General features: G+C 66.9%; 10 protein-coding genes. 7 read left to right on the forward strand and 3 right to left on the reverse strand.

All coding sequences use genetic code 11. The annotated features are described in order from the left end of the window. Positions 1 to 15 precede the first annotated feature (15 nt). Both ACFJI2_RS06760 and ACFJI2_RS06765 read right to left on the reverse strand, forming a co-directional pair. Complete coding sequence (locus ACFJI2_RS06760) at positions 16 to 2,937, reverse strand: TIM-barrel domain-containing protein (protein ID WP_377704310.1); 2,922 nt, start codon at positions 2,935 to 2,937, stop codon at positions 16 to 18. Positions 2,938 to 2,989: 52 nt separating this feature from the next. Continuing rightward, entirely contained in the window at positions 2,990 to 4,747 is a 1,758-nt protein-coding gene (locus ACFJI2_RS06765) for an alpha-L-fucosidase (protein WP_377704311.1), read from the reverse strand. 218 nt (positions 4,748 to 4,965) lie between these two features. On the opposite strand from ACFJI2_RS06765, the gene ACFJI2_RS06770 reads away from it, so the two are divergent. From ACFJI2_RS06770 to ACFJI2_RS06780, 3 genes are all read left to right on the forward strand, one after another. Then, entirely contained in the window at positions 4,966 to 6,282 is a 1,317-nt protein-coding gene (locus ACFJI2_RS06770; RefSeq protein ID WP_377704312.1) for a GDSL-type esterase/lipase family protein, read from the forward strand. Between the two features lie 85 nt (positions 6,283 to 6,367). Next, a complete protein-coding gene (locus tag ACFJI2_RS06775) occupies positions 6,368 to 8,419 on the forward strand; it encodes a glycoside hydrolase family 97 protein (RefSeq protein WP_377704313.1) in 2,052 nt (683 codons plus the stop codon). Continuing rightward, positions 8,416 to 9,420, forward strand: coding sequence for an alpha/beta hydrolase (locus ACFJI2_RS06780; protein WP_377704314.1), 1,005 nt, complete (start codon positions 8,416 to 8,418; stop codon positions 9,418 to 9,420). Before ACFJI2_RS06775 ends, ACFJI2_RS06780 begins: the two co-directional genes overlap by 4 nt. Positions 9,421 to 9,452: 32 nt before the next feature. Here ACFJI2_RS06780 and ACFJI2_RS06785 read toward each other — a convergent pair whose 3' ends face one another. Further along, positions 9,453 to 11,615 carry a beta-galactosidase gene (locus ACFJI2_RS06785; protein WP_377704315.1) on the reverse strand — a complete coding sequence of 721 codons (2,163 nt, stop codon included), beginning with the start codon at positions 11,613 to 11,615 and terminating at the stop codon, positions 9,453 to 9,455. Between the two features lie 256 nt (positions 11,616 to 11,871). Between ACFJI2_RS06785 and ACFJI2_RS06790 the strand changes: the two genes are divergently transcribed. Genes ACFJI2_RS06790 through ACFJI2_RS06805 form a run of 4 tightly spaced genes read left to right on the forward strand, consistent with a single transcriptional unit; the run spans position 11,872 to position 18,065 of the window. After that, positions 11,872 to 13,284 (forward strand): cellulase family glycosylhydrolase, encoded by a 1,413-nt coding sequence (locus tag ACFJI2_RS06790; protein WP_377704316.1) that lies wholly within the window; start codon positions 11,872 to 11,874, stop codon positions 13,282 to 13,284. Between the two features lie 14 nt (positions 13,285 to 13,298). Then, positions 13,299 to 14,567, forward strand: a complete 1,269-nt coding sequence (locus ACFJI2_RS06795; RefSeq protein WP_377704317.1) for an acyltransferase family protein — start codon at positions 13,299 to 13,301, stop codon at positions 14,565 to 14,567. Next, on the forward strand, positions 14,564 to 16,846 hold the full coding sequence (locus ACFJI2_RS06800; RefSeq protein ID WP_377704318.1) for a glycoside hydrolase family 3 C-terminal domain-containing protein: 2,283 nt from the start codon (positions 14,564 to 14,566) through the stop codon (positions 16,844 to 16,846). The genes ACFJI2_RS06795 and ACFJI2_RS06800 overlap by 4 nt, the downstream gene beginning before the upstream one ends. A 10-nt stretch (positions 16,847 to 16,856) precedes the next feature. After that, positions 16,857 to 18,065, forward strand: coding sequence for a cation:proton antiporter (locus tag ACFJI2_RS06805; RefSeq protein WP_377704319.1), 1,209 nt, complete (start codon positions 16,857 to 16,859; stop codon positions 18,063 to 18,065). Positions 18,066 to 18,083 lie beyond the last annotated feature (18 nt).

Raw genomic sequence — 18,083 nt, forward strand, 5'->3', positions numbered from 1 at the left:
AGGACTAGGCCGTGCCTAGAACTTCACCTCAACCGGCCGGCCCGTGTAGGTGATGGACCTGGCGCCGCCGGCCGGCCCGATTGCGCTGCCGTTCGCCGGGCCGGCAAGGACGAGGTTCAGCTTGCGCGTCTCGACCAGTCCCGGGTAGCTGCCCTTGCGCGCGCTCACGCTGAGGGACCGGGCGGCGTCGTTCCAGCTCAGTTCATAGGTGGCGTAGCGTCCCTTCTCATAGCCGTAGGTTTCGTTGTCGTCCTCGTAGACGGTGAATTTGCCGTCGGCGCCGGGGTAGATGCGGATCTCGTAAGGCGCATCCGGCTGCTCGGTCGCGTACTGGAGCACCGGCCCCATGGGCACGATGGCGCCGGCGCGCACGTACAGCGGGAAGACATCGAGCGGCACGTCCTTGCTCACCGTCGTGCCGCCGGCGTAGCGTTCGTGGGTCCAGAAGTCGTACCAGTCGGAGCCCGCCGGCAGATAGGTCCGCATCGTGGTGTCCGGCGGCGTGCCTGCATCCGTTGCCGCGTTGGCGATTTGCGACGGAGTGCGCCACGCCAGCCGCAGGTTGCGGTCCGACAGGCCCTGGAAATACTCCAGCGTCACCGGCACGCGCTGGCCCTGCTTCAAGCTGACGCGGGTGCCGGCATAGCGCCTGCCGCCGTTCTTCCAATCCTCCACCGCAAGCTTGCCGTCGATGAGCAGGCGGAAGCCGTCGTCGCCTTCGACACCCAGTTCGTACTCGCCGTCCTCCGGCGCCACGATAAAGCCGGTCCAGCGCGCGGAGAAGTTCTCCAGGCTGGCCAGTCCCGCCGGAATGTCCGCCAGCGGCGGGCCTGGCCACTGGAAGTCGATGGTGGCGTCCACCGTCCGGCCTTTCGGCGATTCGAAACTGCGGCCCTCGAAATACTGCCCGGCCAGTCCCGGCTTGCCGTCCGGCGTGCGCAGCGCGGTGGCGGGGATGGTGGCGGCCGGTGGCGGCGGCATGCGGTACATCTGGCGCGTCACCGGATGGACCAGGAAGGACGGGCCGAACTGGAAGGCGTCGTTGATGTTGTGGACGGCGCGGTCGTCCGGGAAATCCATCGCCAGTGGACGCATCAGCGTGTAGCCGTCATGCGTCACTTTCCAGCTCAGGCTGTAGATATAGGGCAGCAGCCGGTAGCGCAGGTCGACGGCGTCGCGCAGGGCCTTGTACATCTCCGGGTCCGACTGCTTGAAGATGTAGGGCTCGCGCTCGACGCTGGTGCCGTGGATGCGCATGATAGGGTTGAAGGCGGCATATTGCAGCCAGCGCGCGTACAGTTCGCGGTAGGAGGCGTTCTTTTCCCCGCCGGGGAAGTCGTCGACGAAGAAGCCGGCCGTGTCCTGGGTCCAGTAGGGGGTGCCGGTGACGGTGACGTTCACGCCGCCGTTGATCTGCTCCTGCAGGGTTTTCCAGCTGGCCCGCGTGTCGCCGGACCAGGAGGCGGCGGCCGTGCGCTGCGCGCCGGCCCAGGCCGAGCGTGTCAGCGTGAAGACGCGCTGCGCGCTGGTGGCGCGCTGGCCCTCGTAGGTGCCCAGGGTGGTCATCAGCGAATAGGGGTTGAGGTAGCGCGTGAAGTCGCCCAGCGCGTTGGCGCCCAGCCCCTTGATGTCGCGCTCGTTGTCGGCGGCGCTGTGCGCTGCCGTGCCCACTTCCACCTCGGTGCCGTCCATCCACAGCGCGTCCACCCCGGCGTCGAGCAGGCCCTGCTTGACATGCTTGAAGTAGATCTTGCGGCCCTCGGGGCTGAAGGCGTCATAGATGCGGGCCTGCTTGGAAATCCAGTGCAGCGGTTCGAAGCGCAGGCCGTGCTGGTCGAGTTCCCTGGCCAGCGCCGTGTCGTTGCCGATCGAGGGCCAGATGGACACCATCAGCTTGAGGTTCATGCCGTGCAGGCTTTTCGTCAGGCCTTTCGGGTCGGGAAAGCGCTCGCGGTTCCAGGTCATGCCGCTCCAGCTGCCGTCCTTGTCGCTGCCCCAGTACTGCCAGTCCTGCACGATGTAGTCGAGCGGGAACTGCTCCTTGCGGAAAGTCTGCGCCACCTCCAGCAGGCGGGCCTGCGTTTCGTAGCGCTCCTTGCTCATGAAAAGGCCGAAGGCCTGCTTGGGATACATCGGCGCCGCGCCCGTGAGGCTGCGGTAGGCGGCGACCACGCCGTCCTGCGTGGCCCCGGCCATGAAGTAGTAATCCACCCCGCCCGGCGCGCTTTCGGCCCACAGCGAAGCGCCCTCGGGGCCGTCCTTGAAGCGCATCTTGGAATAGGTGTCCCACAGGATGCCGTAGCGTTCGGACGACATCATGACCGGGATGATGATGCCGATGTTGGTCTGCACCAGCAGCAGTTCCTTGTTGCGGCGGTTGATCTCGCCTTCGCCCACGAAGCCGAAGCCGTAGATCGCTTCGTCGGGCTTGAGCGTGAAGGTGTTCTGCGCCTCGTAGCTCGGCGCGCCGGCCACTTCGATCCGTTTCAGCGTCTGCGGGGCGGCCCTGTTCTCCTGCGTATAGACCTTGCCCTTGGCGTCCTTGAAAGTGATGGCGCCGGTGGCCTTGTCGATGACGATGTGCAGCAGCTTGCTTTCCAGCGTCAGCGTGCCGTCGCCGTCGCGCGTCTTGAAGGCGACGGCGGCGGGCTTGCCGGTGACGACGATGCTCGGATGACGCCAGAAATTGCCGGCCAGCGTGGTGTTGACGCGCACCGTTGCAGGGCCGTAGAAAATCACGTTCTTGGTCACTCCGCCGACGCGCACCTGCACGCCGTGCTCTATCGGGGCATACGAGAAGGACGCGGCTGGCGCCGCGAGCTGCACCTGGTGGCTGTTGGCGTCGAGGCCGGAGGGCGGCCTGGCGTCAGCCCTGCCGGCGAGAACGGCGAGAACGGCGAACTGCGCAACTGCTGATAGCGGGGGAAGTTTTCCCATTTTTTTCCTTGGTCCGTGGATGAAAAAGTGGACAGTGGGGCCGGCGCGCCGGCTACTGGATATTGAACGCGACGGCGCTGGCGAACGGCATGGCGGCCGGAACGGAGATGACCAGGGCATCGTCCTGCTGCCGCCACTTCAGCGGCGCCCCCTGGTGGCCGAGCAGCGTGACGGAACTTACCGGCTTGCCGAGCAGCTTGGCTGCGGCGCCGAGGGACACGATCCTGAGTTCGCTGCCCGGCTCCGGCACGGCGAGCGTGAAGGCGTACAGGGAGCCGTCCTTGCCGACCGTGAAGCGGAAATCATGCGGGCCGAACTTGAACTCGGCCTGGCGCTTTCCGAGCGCATGGCCGGGCAGGGTGCGCAGCGCGCCATGCTCGCCTTCGCCGAGCCGGACCCAGGCCTTGCTGCCATAGATGCCGCGCCCGTTCAGCGCCATCCAGGCGCCGATTTCCTTGAGCATGCGCGTGCTGCCTTCGTCCAGTGCACCGTCGGGCAGCGGCGAAATGCAGATGGCGGCGTTGCCGTCGCGCGAGACCTGTTCCAGGATGTAGCGGATGGCGCTGCCCGCGTCGTAGGTGAAGCCCGGCGCGTAGTACCAGTCGCCCACCGGCACCTCGGCGATCCAGGCCTGGTCGGTCTTGATGTCGGCCGGGATGGTGCCTTCTTCGGTATTGACCGTGCCGTTGGTCTTGGGGCGGAACTTGATGATGCTGAACGTGTCCACCCGGCCGCGCGTCTTCAGCGCACGGTTGTAGAAGTCCGCCACCACGCGCTGCGTGGCGTCGTTCTTCGTGCCGGTGCCGGTATGGCTGCCGCTGAACGGCTGGGGGCCGGTGCCGTCGGTATAGATGAAGTCCGGATCGTAGCGCTCCACCACGTCCATGATGCGCAGCGCCCAGCGGGTGGCGTACCAGTTGCCGTAAGCGGCGTGGCGGCCGAACAGCCCCGCCGGCGGCGGATTCCAGGGCGACTCCGCCGCCTTGGCCACACCCTGGTATTCGCGCAGGTCCACGTTGTAGAGCAGGCGCGGATCGAGGCCTTCCCACCATTTGCCCTTGCCGTCGGCCGCCGTCAGCCGGCCGTCGTAGGGAACGCCGGCCAGCGCACCCTGCTTATCGCTGCCGAACGCGGTCTGCCACCACCACCAGGAATACTCGTGGTGGAACGCCACGCCGTAGCGCATGCCGGCGGCCTTGGCCGCCTTGGCCCACTCGCCGACCAGGTCGCGCCGGGGGCCGATGCGCGTCGAATTCCAGGGCTGGTAGCGCGAGTCCCACAAGTCGAAATTGTCGTGGTGGACGCCTTGCACGATAAGGAAGCGCGCGCCGGCGTCCTTGTAGATGGCGGTGAGCTTTGCCGGGTCGAGCTTGACGGGGTTCCAGTCGCGCAGCACCTCCTTGTAGCCGGATTCGGCGGGGTGGCCGTAGCGCGCCAGGTGGTTGCTGTAGGCCGGCGTCTTGCCGTCGTACAGCCTGCGCGCATACCAGTCGCCGCTGGCGCCGGCGGCTTGCGGCCCGAAGTGCACCCAGATGCCGAACTTGGCGTCGCGCAGCCAGTCGGGCGTGCCGGGATAATTTTTCTCGATGGATTCCCAGGTCGGCAGGAACGGCCCGGGCGTAATCGGCAAGTCCAGCGCCACCTCGGGAGCGGAACCGGAGTCCGCCATGGGCACGCTGTCCGGCGCCAGGGGCGCGGGTATCGGTGGCATTGGCGGCATCGGCGGCAGTTCGGCGCGGACAGGGAGGGCGGCGCCGAGTGCGGCGAACAGGGCCAAGCGGCGGCACAGCGAGTGGACTGGGGCGGACATTGATTTTTCGGGAAGTGTTAATTGGAGGACCCATGCATGCCACATGATATACCGAAAGAATGCCTGATGTTTTAGATATATATGATACATATGGATGGCATGTTATCGATAACTTCGCGGTGGTGTGGAATTTCGTTTCAGCGGTTGGCCGTTTTCATAATTGCACTGCCTGTGGGCGGCCCGCACAATCGGCCATCCACCACACAACAAGCTCGCAGATGAACCAAGGCAGACGATTGATCTCCGCCGTGTTCCTGTCGGCCTGGGCGCTTTCCTGCCAGGCTGCGGGGGAACGCGCCATTTCCCTGTACGCGGGCAGGCCGCTGCCGTCGTGGCACGTGACGGTGGCCGGATTTGAAGGTCCCGAACAGGTCTTGCAGGGCGACGCGCTGACCCTGCCCAAGCCCGCCGGCTCGCACGCGCCCAAGGGCATGGTGGGCGCCAGTGCGGGACCGGCCGCGGGCCGGCCGGGGGCGCTCACCCTGCGCTGGAAGGACGCCTGGTTTGCCAGCCTGCGCCTGGACGGCGGCGCGCCGCTCGATCTGCGCCCGTTTCTCGACGGCGGCACGCTGGAATTCGACCTCCACGTCAGCGAGCTGTCCGACGGCGGCATCTACTTCAAGATGCGCTGCGGGCCGGAGTGCGAGCGCAAGGTGGCCTATGTGCTGCCGGGCCGCGCGCTGCAGGGCAAGGGCTGGCAGCGCCTGTCGTTCCCGCTGTCGTGCTTCGCCCGCGCGCGGGACGACTTCAGCAAGGTGACCATGCCGTTCGCGCTGGAAGGCAGCGGCGCGGGCGAAGTGGCGGTGGCTAACATCCAGCTGGTCCGCCATGGCAAGCCGAACGCGGCATGCCCCGATTACCGCACGGTGGCCGCCACCCCCGCGCCGCTGACGCACGCCTGGGCATTGGGCAAGTGGGAAGCGCGCCATGAGCAAAAGCTCGCGGAGCTGGTCAAGCTCAAGGAAGCGGGCTGGAATCCCGAACTCGTCTTCATTGGCGATTCCATCACCGAGGGCTGGGAAAAAGCGGGCCTGCCGGTATGGAAGCGCTACTACGAGCGCTACAACGCCGTCGCGCTGGGCTTTGGCGGCGACCATACGGAAAACGTGCTGTGGCGCTTGCAGCACGGCGAGATCGACGGCATCGCGCCCAAGGTTGCGGTGCTCATGATCGGCACCAACAACGCGGGCGACCGGCAGGACGAACCCGAGGCCACGGCCGCCGGCGTCCAGGCCATCATTGGCGAACTGCGGCGCCGCCTGCCTGGCACCAAGGTGCTGCTGCTGGCGATTTTTCCGCGCGAGGAACAGCCGACGGGATCGCTGCGCCGCCTCAATGAGCGCGTCAACCAGATCATCGCCGGCTACGCGGACGGACGGCAAGTGTTCTTTGCGGACCTGAACGCCGCCATGCTGAACGCGGACGGCACGCTGCCGCGCGAGGTCATGCCCGACTTGCTGCATCCGGGCGAGAAGGGCTATGAAATCTGGGCGCGCGAGCTGGCGCCGGGCCTGAAGAAATTAATGTCGGAGTAAGCCCAAGAGGAACATCATGCGCGCGCTTCACCGGCGCCGACCCGATATCGAACAACTGCTCAAATAGCCATTGCCAGGAGAAGCCATGCATTACACACCCCTCCGTGCCGCCGCCGCGGCACTTGCCCTTGCCGTATCCGCGCCGTCCCACGCGCAGCCGTCCTACGTGGCCGTCTCTCCCGACCAGCGCACGCGGGTGGAGCTGATTGCCCGCGACGGCAAGCTCGCCTATTCCGTCAGCCGCGATGGCGTGACCGTGATCTCGCCGTCCCCGCTCGGCCTGGCCACCAGCCTCGGTCCGCTGGACGGCGGCACGCTGCAAGTGAGCGGCGTGGAGCGCAAGAGCGTCAACGACGTCTACCGGCCGGTTGCCGGCAAGGCCGCCAGCGTGGCCGACCGCTACAGCCAGGTTGAATTGCAGCTGGCCGGCAAGCGCTCGCCTGTCAAGGTCAATGTCATCGCGCGGGCCTACGACGACGGCATTGCGATCCGCTACGTGCTGCCGCAGCAGGCACAGGACAAGGATGTCGAGATTACCGGCGAGGCCACCGGTTTCCATTTCCCGGCCGACTACAAGTGCTGGGGCTTCAATCCCGGGCGCTACGAGAACTCACACGAGGGCGAGTTCGACGCCGTGCCCGCGTCGGCCATCCGGCCCGCCCACCTGTTTGACGCGCCCCTGGTGTGCAAGACCGGCGTGAAGCAGACCACCCTGGCCATCGCCGAGGCGGACAAGCGCGGTTACGCCGGCGCCTACTACAGCGGCCGTGGCGAAGGCGGCTTGGGCGTGCAGGTGTCCCTGTCGCCGCTGCCCCACGACGGTCAGGATGCGTCCTGGTCCCGGCCCGCCGTGCGCGCCTCGCTGGCGCAAGCGCCGCTGGCCACGCCTTGGCGCGTGGTGATGCTGGCCGATACGCCGGGTGGATTGACGGCGTCCAGCCTGATCCCGACGCTCGGCAGTGCGTCCGCCATCGCCGACACCAGCTGGATCAAGCCCGGCAAGGCTGCGTGGGACTGGTGGAACGGCTGGGCGGCCGGCATTCCCGGCGCCGGCGTAAACACGGCCACCTACCGCGCCTATATCGATTTCGCCGCCTCGCTGGGCCTGGACTACATCCTCATCGACGAGGGCTGGTACGAGGGCAGTGCGGAAACGCCGACGCAGGCCAACGTGCTGCGGCCGGTTGCGCAGATGGACATGCCCGGCATCGTCGCGTACGCGCGCGAAAAGGGGATCGGCGTGTGGGTCTGGCTGCAGTGGAAGCAGCTCGACCGGCAAATGGACGATGCGCTGGCCTTGTACAGTTCCTGGGGTATCAAGGGCATCAAGGTTGACTTCATGGACCGCAACGATCAGGACATGGTCGGCTTCTATCACAAGCTGTTGGGCAAGGCCGCCGCGCAGCGCCTGATGGTGAACCTGCATGGCGCTTACCCGCCGGACGGCCTGCTGCGCACCTATCCGAACTATATGACGCAGGAAGGCGTGCTGGGCGCCGAGTACAACAAGTGGAGCAAGCGCATCACCGCGACCCACAATGTGACGCTGCCGTTTACGCGCATGATACTGGGGCCGATCGATTACACGCCCGGCGGCTTCCGTTCGCTGCCGCCGCAGCAGTTCCCGGCGCAGATCCGTTCCACCCGGCCCTTCGTGCAGACGACGCGCGGCCAGGCGGTGGCCATGTATGTGGTGTACGATTCGCCGCTGGCCATGGTGGCCGATAGTCCGGACGCCTACAGGAACGCCGACGGCAGCTGGGCGGACGGCGCGGCCTTCATCGGCAAGGTGCCCACCACCTGGGACGAGACCCGCGTGGTCCAGGGCGACATCGGCCAGTACATCGTTACCGCCCGCAGGAAGGGCGACAGGTGGTACATTGGCGCCATGACCAACGAGAGCGCGCGCACGCTGGATGTGCCGCTGTCCTTTGTGCAGGGCGGGGTGACTTACCGTGCCGAGATCCTGCAAGACGGGAAGGATGTGAACCAATTGAAGACTAGCGAAATGCAGGCGACGGCGAAAAGCAGCATCAGGCTGGCGCTGGCGGGGTCGGGCGGTGCGGTGGTGGTGCTGTCGCCCGTGCTGCCGACCGTATCCGCAGACGGAACCGGCCGCCAGGCGGCCAAGCCATGATGCGCGCCAGGTCGCTCAGCGCGCCGTCGCCCGGCACCATGGCGCGCAGCACGATGGCGCCCGGCACGATGGCGCTCAGCAAGATGGCGCTTGGCACCATGGTGCTCAGCCTGACGCTGCTTGGCTGCGGCAGCGCTGCGGCGCAGGACGACGGCGCGCGGGAGGCGCGCGCCAATTTTGCGCGGCCGGTGGTGCTGGCGCCGGACGATGTGCGCGTCTTCGCGCCGCCGCCGGCCGGCTTCGCGGACACGCAACCCAACGCGCCGCAGGGCAGGGTGGAAGAATTGAGCTACGATTCCCCCGTCACCGGTACGCGCCGCAAGGCCAGCGTCTATCTGCCGCCCGGCTATTCGCAGGACGGCCGCTATCCGGTGCTGTATCTGCTGCACGGCATCGGCGGCAACCAGGACGAGTGGCGCGGCTATGTGCGCGCCCAGGCCATCCTGGACCAGCTGATCGCTGCCGGCAAGGCAGTGCCCATGATCGTCGTGATGCCGAACGGCCGCGCGCTGCCCGACGACCGGCCGCCGCCGGCCGACCGCATGTTCACTTCCGCGCACGCGGAAGGCTTCGCCCGGTTCGAAAACGAACTGCTGGCGACGCTGATCCCGGCGGTCGAGAGCCGCTATCCCACCGCCGCCGGCGCCCGCCAGCGTGCGATCGCGGGCCTGTCCATGGGCGGCGGCCAGGCGCTGAACTTTGGCCTGGGCCATCTGGACACCTTCGCCTGGGTGGCGGGCTTCTCGCCGGCGCCCAACACCCGCAGCGGCGCCGAACTGCTGCCGGACCCCGGCCAGGCGCGCTCCCGGCTGGCGCTGCTATACCTGTCGTGCGGCAGCAAGGACGGGCTGATATCGGTGTCGCAGGGTGTGCACCGCCACCTCGCGCAGCAAGGCATCGCGCACGTGTGGAACGTGGATGAATATGGCCACGACCGCGACAGCTGGGCGGAAAACCTGTACCACTTCGCCCAGCGCATCTTCCGCCTGCCGCCCCGCTGAGGCGGCCTGCCGCTGCCTATTTACCTGCCAGCCTACTTGCCGTCTTCCTCGATGATGGCCACGTCCCACGGCCCCAGCGTCAGCTTTTCCCCGGCGGCGACGCGCCGGCCCGCCAGCAGATGGGTGCCGGGCTTGCGCGGGTAGCTGAAGCTCACTTCCGAACCGGAGTAGTTGAAGTAGTAGTGCACCGCGCGCTTGAAGCCGTTGGTGCCGCTACGCGTCTTCACGCTGGCCGGCAACTGCTGCTCCGGTCCCGTTAGCCCCAGCTCCTGCAGCGAGGACTGCAGCACCGCCTTCTGCAGCTTGTCCGACAGATAGGTGCCTTCATACACCACCTTGCCCGCGCCGAACCGGTTGGACGTGATGGCGGGCCAGCGGCCGAAGAAGGCGTGGTCATACCAGGCCAGCGCCTTGGCCGTGTCCAGCTCCAGGAACTCGGCCCAGTGCTGCACCTTGTTGTCCGCGCCGGCCTGGAAGGGATCGCCCTTCAGGGCCAGCGGCTGCGCCAGGTTGGAAAATTCCTGGTAGTGGAAGCCGAGCGCCTCGCGCAGCGGGCCGGGCGCCATGGTCCAGCGCACGGCGGCGTTTTCGTTCGCAAAGCCGCTCTTGAAGGCCATCACCACGTGGCCGCCCTTGCGCGCGTAGTCCGAAATGCGCTTGAGCAGCGCGTCGTCGGCCACGTACAGCGAAGGCACCACCAGCAGCTTGTAGGCCGAGAAATCCTGGGTGTCGTCGAACACGAAGTCGGTGCTCACGTTCATGTCGTACAGCTGGCGGTGGATCTGGCGCACCTGCGAGCCGTAGTCCGCCCTGGTGCCGGCGCCGCCCCATTGCGACTCTTTGGCGAACGGCATGTCGTTGATGGCATTGAGCGAATCGCGGCTCCACAGGATGGCCACGTCGCTGTGCAGCTTCAGGTTCACCAGGCGCGGGCCTATCTTCTGCAGCTCGCGGCCAGTGCGGCTCATTTCGGCATAAGCGCGGTTCGGTTCCAGGTCGTGCGACAGCACGCCTTTCCAGTACGTTTCTTGGTTCGCGTGCACCGACGCCCAGTGCCAGTATTCGACCATGTTGGCGCCGTTGGCCAGGTGGGTGTAGACGTCCTGGCGGAACTGGCCGTCATATGGCGGATATTGGAACGACGAGCTCCAGTCGGTGCTCTGCGCATTGGTCTCGGTGACCAGGAAGTTGCCGCGCTTGAGCGAGCGGGTGAAGTCGGCGTCCAGGGTCTGGGCGGCGCCGTTGTAGTACTCGCGCTGGCCCCAGTGGTAGATGTTCACCGCCGGCATGTCGAGTGCCCGCGCGACCGCCACTTCGTTCACGTCGGCGTGCAGCGAGCCGGCGAAATCGTGCGTGACGAACTGGCGCGGCGAAGCGCACTCGCGTATCAGCCTGGCCTGCCAGGTCAGGAAATCGGTCACCCGCATCTGGCCCCAGCGCGACCACTCCAGCTTGTAGCCGGTGCTCTGCGCGCCGTCCGGGCGCGGCAGGTCCACCCAGCTGTGCAGGTTCTGGCCCCAGTAGTTCAGGAACCAGGCCTCGCTCAGGTTTTCCGGCGTGCCGAACTTCTTTTCGAGATAGTGCTGGAAGCGCACGAACACATCGTCGTTGGCGGCGCCATAGGTGCCGGTCTCGTTGTCCACTTGCCAGCCGATGACGTTGGGATGGTCCTTGTAGCGCGCGGCGATCTTGCGGATCAGGCGTTCGGCGTAGAAGCGGTAGGCCGCCGAGTCGGTATTCATGTTCTGGCGCATGCCGTAGCTGTTTTTCACGCCGTTGAACTTCTGCGCCAGGATCTCCGGGTTCTGCCTGGCCATCCAGGCCGGGATCGAATAGGTCGGCGTGCCCATGATGACCTTGATGCCGGCCTTGCCCATGGCATCGATCACGCGGTCCATCCAGGCGTACTCGAAGCGGCCGTCCTCTGGTTCCCACAAGCTCCACGTCGATTCGCCCAGGCGCACCACGTTGAAGCCGGCGGCTTTCATCATGGCGATGTCCTTGTCCAGCCGCTCGTAGGGCATGTATTCGTGATAGTAGGCCGCGCCATACAGCACGGTGGGGAATTCCGGCGGCGCAGCCGGCGTTGTTTGCGCGGCCGCCGGCGCATGCAGCGCGGCGGCGAGCACGCAGGAGATGGCGTACGAGAGCGGGGTTCGCGCGGTTCGCGCGGTTCGCACGGTTCGTTTAGGCATTCTGTTTCCTTCGGATGGATGGACGATCTGGCTGACGCCGATTGTGGCCATGCGCAACGCCTCCGCGCAATTATGAAAATGACCGGCGCGGCTAATGATTTGTCCACCCACGCGCCGCGCCCTGCGCAATTTCATGTTTGCCCTTAGCGGATTTTGCAATTGCGGCGCACCCGCGCTGCTTCCACAATAGGGTCGATATCGCTGCCCGAGCCCGGAGGAGACGCCGGAGCCCGAACCCAAACGAAAGGCGGAGAAGATGAAAACAGTATTGGTCAAGGTGTTGCTGGCTGCCGGTGCCTGTGCGGCGCCGTGGGCGCAGGCCCAGAGTTGCGGCAGCGGCGGCGGCGTCACGGTGTGCCTGACGGCGTCCGGCACGGCCGGCGGCGTCCAGCTGAACTGGACCGCCAGCGGCGCCGTGAGCGGCGTGCAGATCTACCGCGACACCGATACCGACGCCAGCGGCCGCAGCCGCGTGGCGGTGCTGAACAAGTCCGCCACCAGCTACACCGACAGCAGCGCGGCGCCTGGCACGGCCTACTGGTACTGGGTGAAGTTCAGCGCAGGCAGCGGCAGCTACAATTCGGGCGCCGCCAGGGCGGTGCGCGTGGGCGTGATGCGCAACCTCACCAGCATGCAGCTGTCGGCCCAGATGTCGCCCGGCTGGAACCTGGGCAACTCGCTGGAAGCAACCGGCGGCGCCTACGTTTGGGGCAGCACCAATTTCAATGAAACGGGCTGGGGCAACGCGAGAGCCAGCCAGGCGCTGTTCGACGGCGTCAAGGCCGCCGGCTTCAAGAGCATGCGCATCCCGGTATCGTGGAAGCAGTACGCGGACGCCAGCGACAACATCAGCCCGCAGTGGATGGACCGCGTCGCCGAGGTGGTGAACTACGCGCACAATGCCGGCCTGGTCGCCATGATCAATATCCACTGGGACGGCGGCTGGATGCAGCCCACCTATGCGCAGCAGAGCGCGGCCAACGCCAGGCTGGCCAAGTTCTGGACCCAGATCGCCAACAACTTCAAGAACCACGACGATACCTTGCTGTTTGCCGGCACCAACGAGGTGATGGTGGACGGGAACTACAATCCGCCGACGGCCGAGTACTGCTCGGTGCAGAAGGGCTTCAACCAGGCTTTCATCACGGCCGTGCGCGGCACCGGCGGCAACAACGCCAGCCGGCACCTGGTGGTGCAGGCCTACAACACCAACATCGACAATGCCATCAGCTGCAACGCCGCCATGCCCAGCGACTGGGTCGCCGATCGCCTGATGATGGAAGTGCATTATTACGATCCCTTCGACTTCACGCTCGACACCAGCAGCACGGCCTGGAAGTGGGGCCAGGCCGCCAACCCGTCGGGCTGGGCCAACGAGTCCTACACCGACGGCCAGTTCCAGAAAATGAAGGCCGGCTTCATCGACAAGGGCGTGCCTGTCGTGCTGGGCGAGTACGCCGCCAGCCTGCGCAGCGATTACGACGCGCCCGGCACCTACCGCAAATACTGGGACCAGTACATCACGCGCGCCGCCTATACGCGCGGCGTGGTGCCGATGTACTGGGACAACGGCTACCCGGCCAACCACCAGTCCGGCCTGTTCAACCGGGCGGACGGCACCCAGGCCTACCCGGACGTGATCGGCACCATCGTCAACGCGGCCAGGTAAGGGCGGGGCAGACCATGACGCAGCGGCATTTTCATGTGTTGGACGGCTTGCGCGGAACCGCCGCGTTCAGCGTGCTCATGTTCCATATCTGGGAAATGCTGGTGCCCTCGCTGGAGGCCAACCCCATGCGGCACACCTTTCTCGCAGTGGACTTCTTCTTTGCCTTGTCCGGCTTTATCCTGGGCCATGCCTACGACGCGCGCCTGGCGCCGGCGGACGGCCGGCACGGCCCGCAGCTCACGCGCACGGAATTTTTCCTGCGCCGGCTGATCCGGCTGCACCCCATGGTGGTGGCGGCCATGGTGGCGGGCATGCTCGGCTATCTGCTCGATCCCTACGCCGGCGGCGCCCAGGGCATCGGCGCCGCGCTCTCGCCCGGCATGCTGTGGCTGACGTTCGGCCTGAGCCTGCTGCTCCTGCCCACGCCGACGCTGCCCAATTATTTCGGCGAGACCCATTCGGTGAACGGCCCGTCGTGGACGCTGTTCCAGGAGTACATCGCCAACCTGCTGTTCGCGCTGTTCGCGCCGCGGCTGGGACGCAAGCTGCACCTCGTCCTGTGCGCCGCCAGCGCGCTGGCCCTGCTGGGGACGGCATACCACCTGGGCAACCTGGGCTATGGCTGGGGCTGGGGCCACTTCTGGGTGGCGCCGGTGCGGCTGGCCTGCCCGTTCCTGTTGGGGCTGCTGGTCTACCGGCTGCGCCTGCGCATAGTGCTGCCGTATCCGTTTGCCGTGCTGTCGCTGGTGCTGCTGGCCGCGTTTTGCGCCCCGGCGATGGGCCGCTACACCTGGCTGTACGAGGCGGCGTGCGTGATCGTGCTGTTCCCGCTGGTGCTGGCGGCCGGTGCTGCGGCGGTGGGCGAGGACGCGCCCGGCCAGGCGGGCCGGCCGGCGGGCCTGCTGGTGCGCCTGGCCGGGGAATTGTCCTATCCGGTCTATATCGTGCATTACCCGTTCATTTACATCTTTGCGCACTGGAACTGGCAGACGCATCCGTCCAGGGCCGCGCTGTGGGCCGCCGCCGCCGCTCTGTTCTGCGGCGTGACGCTGCTGGCACTGGCCCTGTCGCGCTGGTACGACAGGCCGGTGCGCGCCTGGCTGTCCCGTGTTTTGCTGGCGCGCCGCACCGATGCGGCCCGAGTACACCGCGTAGTCCGTTGTGTCCGCTGCCTGACGGCAGCTTGGGGGCGGCTCCGGCCGCCCCACCTTTTTTCACCCGATTTTCACCCGATTTTCACCCGATTTTTACTCGATAATCAACAGCAATGGAATCAACCATGAGATTCAAAAAACAGATCAGTGTCCTGTCGGCCGCGGTGGCCATCTGCTGCGGCAGCGCGCTGGCCACGGAAGCGAGCGCCCCGGCCGCGCCGGCTTCCCAGCCCTGGATGAACGCGCAGCTGGGCGCGGCCGAACGCGCCGGCCTGGCGGTCGGCGCCATGACCCTGGACGAGAAACTGAAGCTGGTCTACGGCTACCTGGGCGCCGACATGGACGCCAAGAAGACCAAGCGTCCGGCCGAAGCGCACAAGCAATCGGCCGGCTTCATCTACGGCGTGCCGCGCCTGGGCATTCCGCACCTGTGGGAGACCGACGCCGGCGTGGGCGTGGCCAGCCAGGCCGGTCCCGACGCGCGCCCCGGCACGGCGCTGCCGTCCGGCCTGAACACGGCCGCCACCTGGGACTTGCAGACCGCCTACGATGGCGGCGCCATGATAGGCGCCGAAGCGCGCGCCTACGGCTTCAACGTGATGCTGGCCGGCGGCGTGAACCTGATGCGCGAGCCGCGCAACGGCCGCAACTTCGAGTACGGCGGCGAGGACCCTCTGCTGGCGGGCAAGATGGTGGGCGCGCAGATCAAGGGCATCCAGTCCAACCGCATCGTCTCCACGCTCAAGCACTTCGCCCTGAACGACCAGGAGAGCGGCCGCACCACGCTGAACGTGAAGATAGACGACCGCTCGGCGCGCATGTCGGACCTGCTGGCGCTGCAGATCGCGAACGAGGATGGCAATCCCGGCTCGGTGATGTGCTCCTACAACCGCGTCAACGGCGTGTACGGCTGCGAGAGCAGCTATCTGCTGACCGAAGTGCTGAAGCAGGACTGGGGCTTCAAGGGCTGGGTGATGTCGGACTGGGGCGCGGTGCACAGCACGGCGCCGGCCGCCAACGCCGGCTTGGACCAGCAGTCCGGCATGCCGTTCGACCTGTCCGACTACTTCGGCCCGCCGCTCAAGGAAGCGGTGCTGAACGGCTGGGTGCCGCAGGCGCGCCTGGACGACATGGCGCGCCGCATCCTGCACGCCATGTTCGAGCACGGCGTGGTGGACCATCCGGTGGCGCCGGCCGCGCACACCATCGACTTCAAGGCGCACGCTGCCGTGTCGAAGAAAGATGCGCAGGAGGGCATGGTGCTGCTCAAGAACAGCGCCGGCGTGCTGCCGCTGAACAAGGCCGTCAAGCGCGTGGCCGTGATCGGCGGCTATGCGGACAAGGGCGTGCTGGCCGGCGGCGGCTCCTCGCTGGTGTATCCGGCTGGCGGCAACGCGGTGCCCGGCCTGCTGCCCAAGACCTGGCCCGGCCCGGTCATGTACTACCCGTCGTCGCCGCTCAAGGCCATCCAGCAGCGCCTGCCGAAGGCGATGGTGGCGTATAACGACGGCAGCGATCCGGCCGCCGCCGCCAGGCTTGCGCGCGAGAGCGACGTGGTGGTGGTGTTCGCCACGCAGTGGACCGGCGAAGGCTTCGACATGCCCAACCTGGCCCTGCCGGACAAGCAGGATGTGCTGATCGCGGCGGTGGCGGCGGCCAACGCCAAAACCGTGGTGGTGCTGGAGACCGGCGGCCCCGTGACCATGCCCTGGCTGGCCAAGGTGCCGGCGGTGCTGGAGGCGTGGTATCCGGGCAGCGAGGGCGGCGAAGCGATCGCCGGCGTGCTGTTCGGCGAGGTCAATCCGTCCGGGCATTTGCCGGCTACCTTCCCGGCCTCGGAGGCGCAGCTGCCCCGTCCGGCGCTGGACGGCTTCCCCGAGGTGGCCGACAGGCGCTTCGACGTCGATTACCACGAGGGCGCGGCGGTCGGCTACAAGTGGTTCGACCTGAAGGGCCTGACGCCGCTGTTCCCGTTCGGCCATGGCCTGTCGTACACCGAGTTTTCGCTGTCCGGCCTGAGCGCCGCCGTCAAGGACGGCGTGCTGCAGGCCTCGTTCACGGTGAAGAACGTGGGCAAGGTGGCGGGCAAGGAAGTGGCCCAGGTCTACGTGGCGCCGCTCGGCGCGCGCTGGGAAGCGCCGCGCCGCCTGGCCGGCTTCCAGAAAGTGGACGTGAAACCGGGCGCAGCCGTCAAGGCCACGGTCACGGTGGACCCGCGCCTGCTGGCGGACTATGACTCGGCCAGCAAGACCTGGAAAGTGGCCAAGGGCGACTACAAGGTGATCCTGGCCGCCGACGCCGCCCAGGCCGCCGAGGCGGCGGGCAGCAAGGCCGCCAGTACCGTGGTGCACCTGGAGGCGGCCAGCTACGACGTGAACGGCAAACCGCTGCGCGGCGCAGGCCGCTAGGAGAGCGATTGTGAATACGACGGAAATTTTCCTGCTCGCCATGCTGCTGATCTTCACGGCGCCTTACCTGCTGTGGCGCTTGGGCAAGACCGACTATTTCGCGCCGCTGGTCATCGTGCAGATCATCGGCGGGGTGTTGCTTGGCCCCGGCGTGCTGGGCGCGGCGTTTCCCGAGTATCACAAATTCATCTTCACGCCGCCGGTGATGCAGTCGCTCAACGGTATCGCCTGGTGGGCGGTGATGCTGTTCGTGATGATCGCCGGCATCGAGCTGGACCTGAAAAAAGTGTGGCAGTACCGCCGCGAAAGCGCCGCCACGGCCGGTCTCGCGCTGGGCGTGCCGCTGCTGTGCGGCTGCGGCGCGGCCTTGCTGTTGCTGGGCTATCCGGGCTGGATAGGCGCCAGGGGCAAGGACTGGCAATTCCTGCTCGGCATCGGCATGGCTTGCGCGGTGACCGCGCTGCCGGTGCTGGTGCTGCTGATGGAAAAGCTGGAGATGCTGCGCCAGCCCATGGGCCAGCGCATCCTGCGCTACGCCAGCCTGGACGACGTGGCCATCTGGGGCGTGTTGGCCGTGATCCTGCTGGACTGGGAGCGGGTAGGGCGCCAGGCCGGCTTCCTGCTCGCGTTCGCGGTGCTCACGCTGGCGTTCCGGCGCCTGATGCTCAGGCTGCCCGAGATGGACCGCTGGTATGTGTCCCTGATCTGGCTGGCGCTGTGCAGCTTCGGCGCCGACTGGGCCGGCCTGCACTATATGGTGGGCGCCTTCCTGGCCGGCGTGGTGATGGACGCGGACTGGTTCGAGCAGCGCAAGCTGGACATGCTGTTCAAGCACATCCTGCTGGTGCTGATGCCGGTGTTCTTCCTCAGCACGGGCTTGCGCACGCAGTGGGACATCGGCAGTTATCCGGTGTTCTTCGCGGCCGGGCTGATGCTGCTGGCGTCGGTGGGCGGCAAGCTGGCCGGCGCGCGCCTGGCCGGCAAGGTGCTCAAGTGGAAGCAGGGCGAGGCGTCCATCATCGGCTGGCTGCTGCAGACCAAGGGGCTGATCGAGATCATTTTCGCCAACATCCTGCTCGACAAGCAGATCATCACCAACGAAACCTTTACCGCGCTGCTGCTGATGGCCTGCGCCAGCACCATGCTGACCGTGCCGGTGGTGCACCCCAGGCTGAACCGCGCGGCGCATGCCGGCCTGCTGCGGCAAGCCAGTTCCTGAGCCGGCGCCCCCCTTGCC

Source organism: Pseudoduganella sp. UC29_71, from assembly GCF_042693265.1.
Taxonomy (GTDB): domain Bacteria; phylum Pseudomonadota; class Gammaproteobacteria; order Burkholderiales; family Burkholderiaceae_D; genus Rugamonas.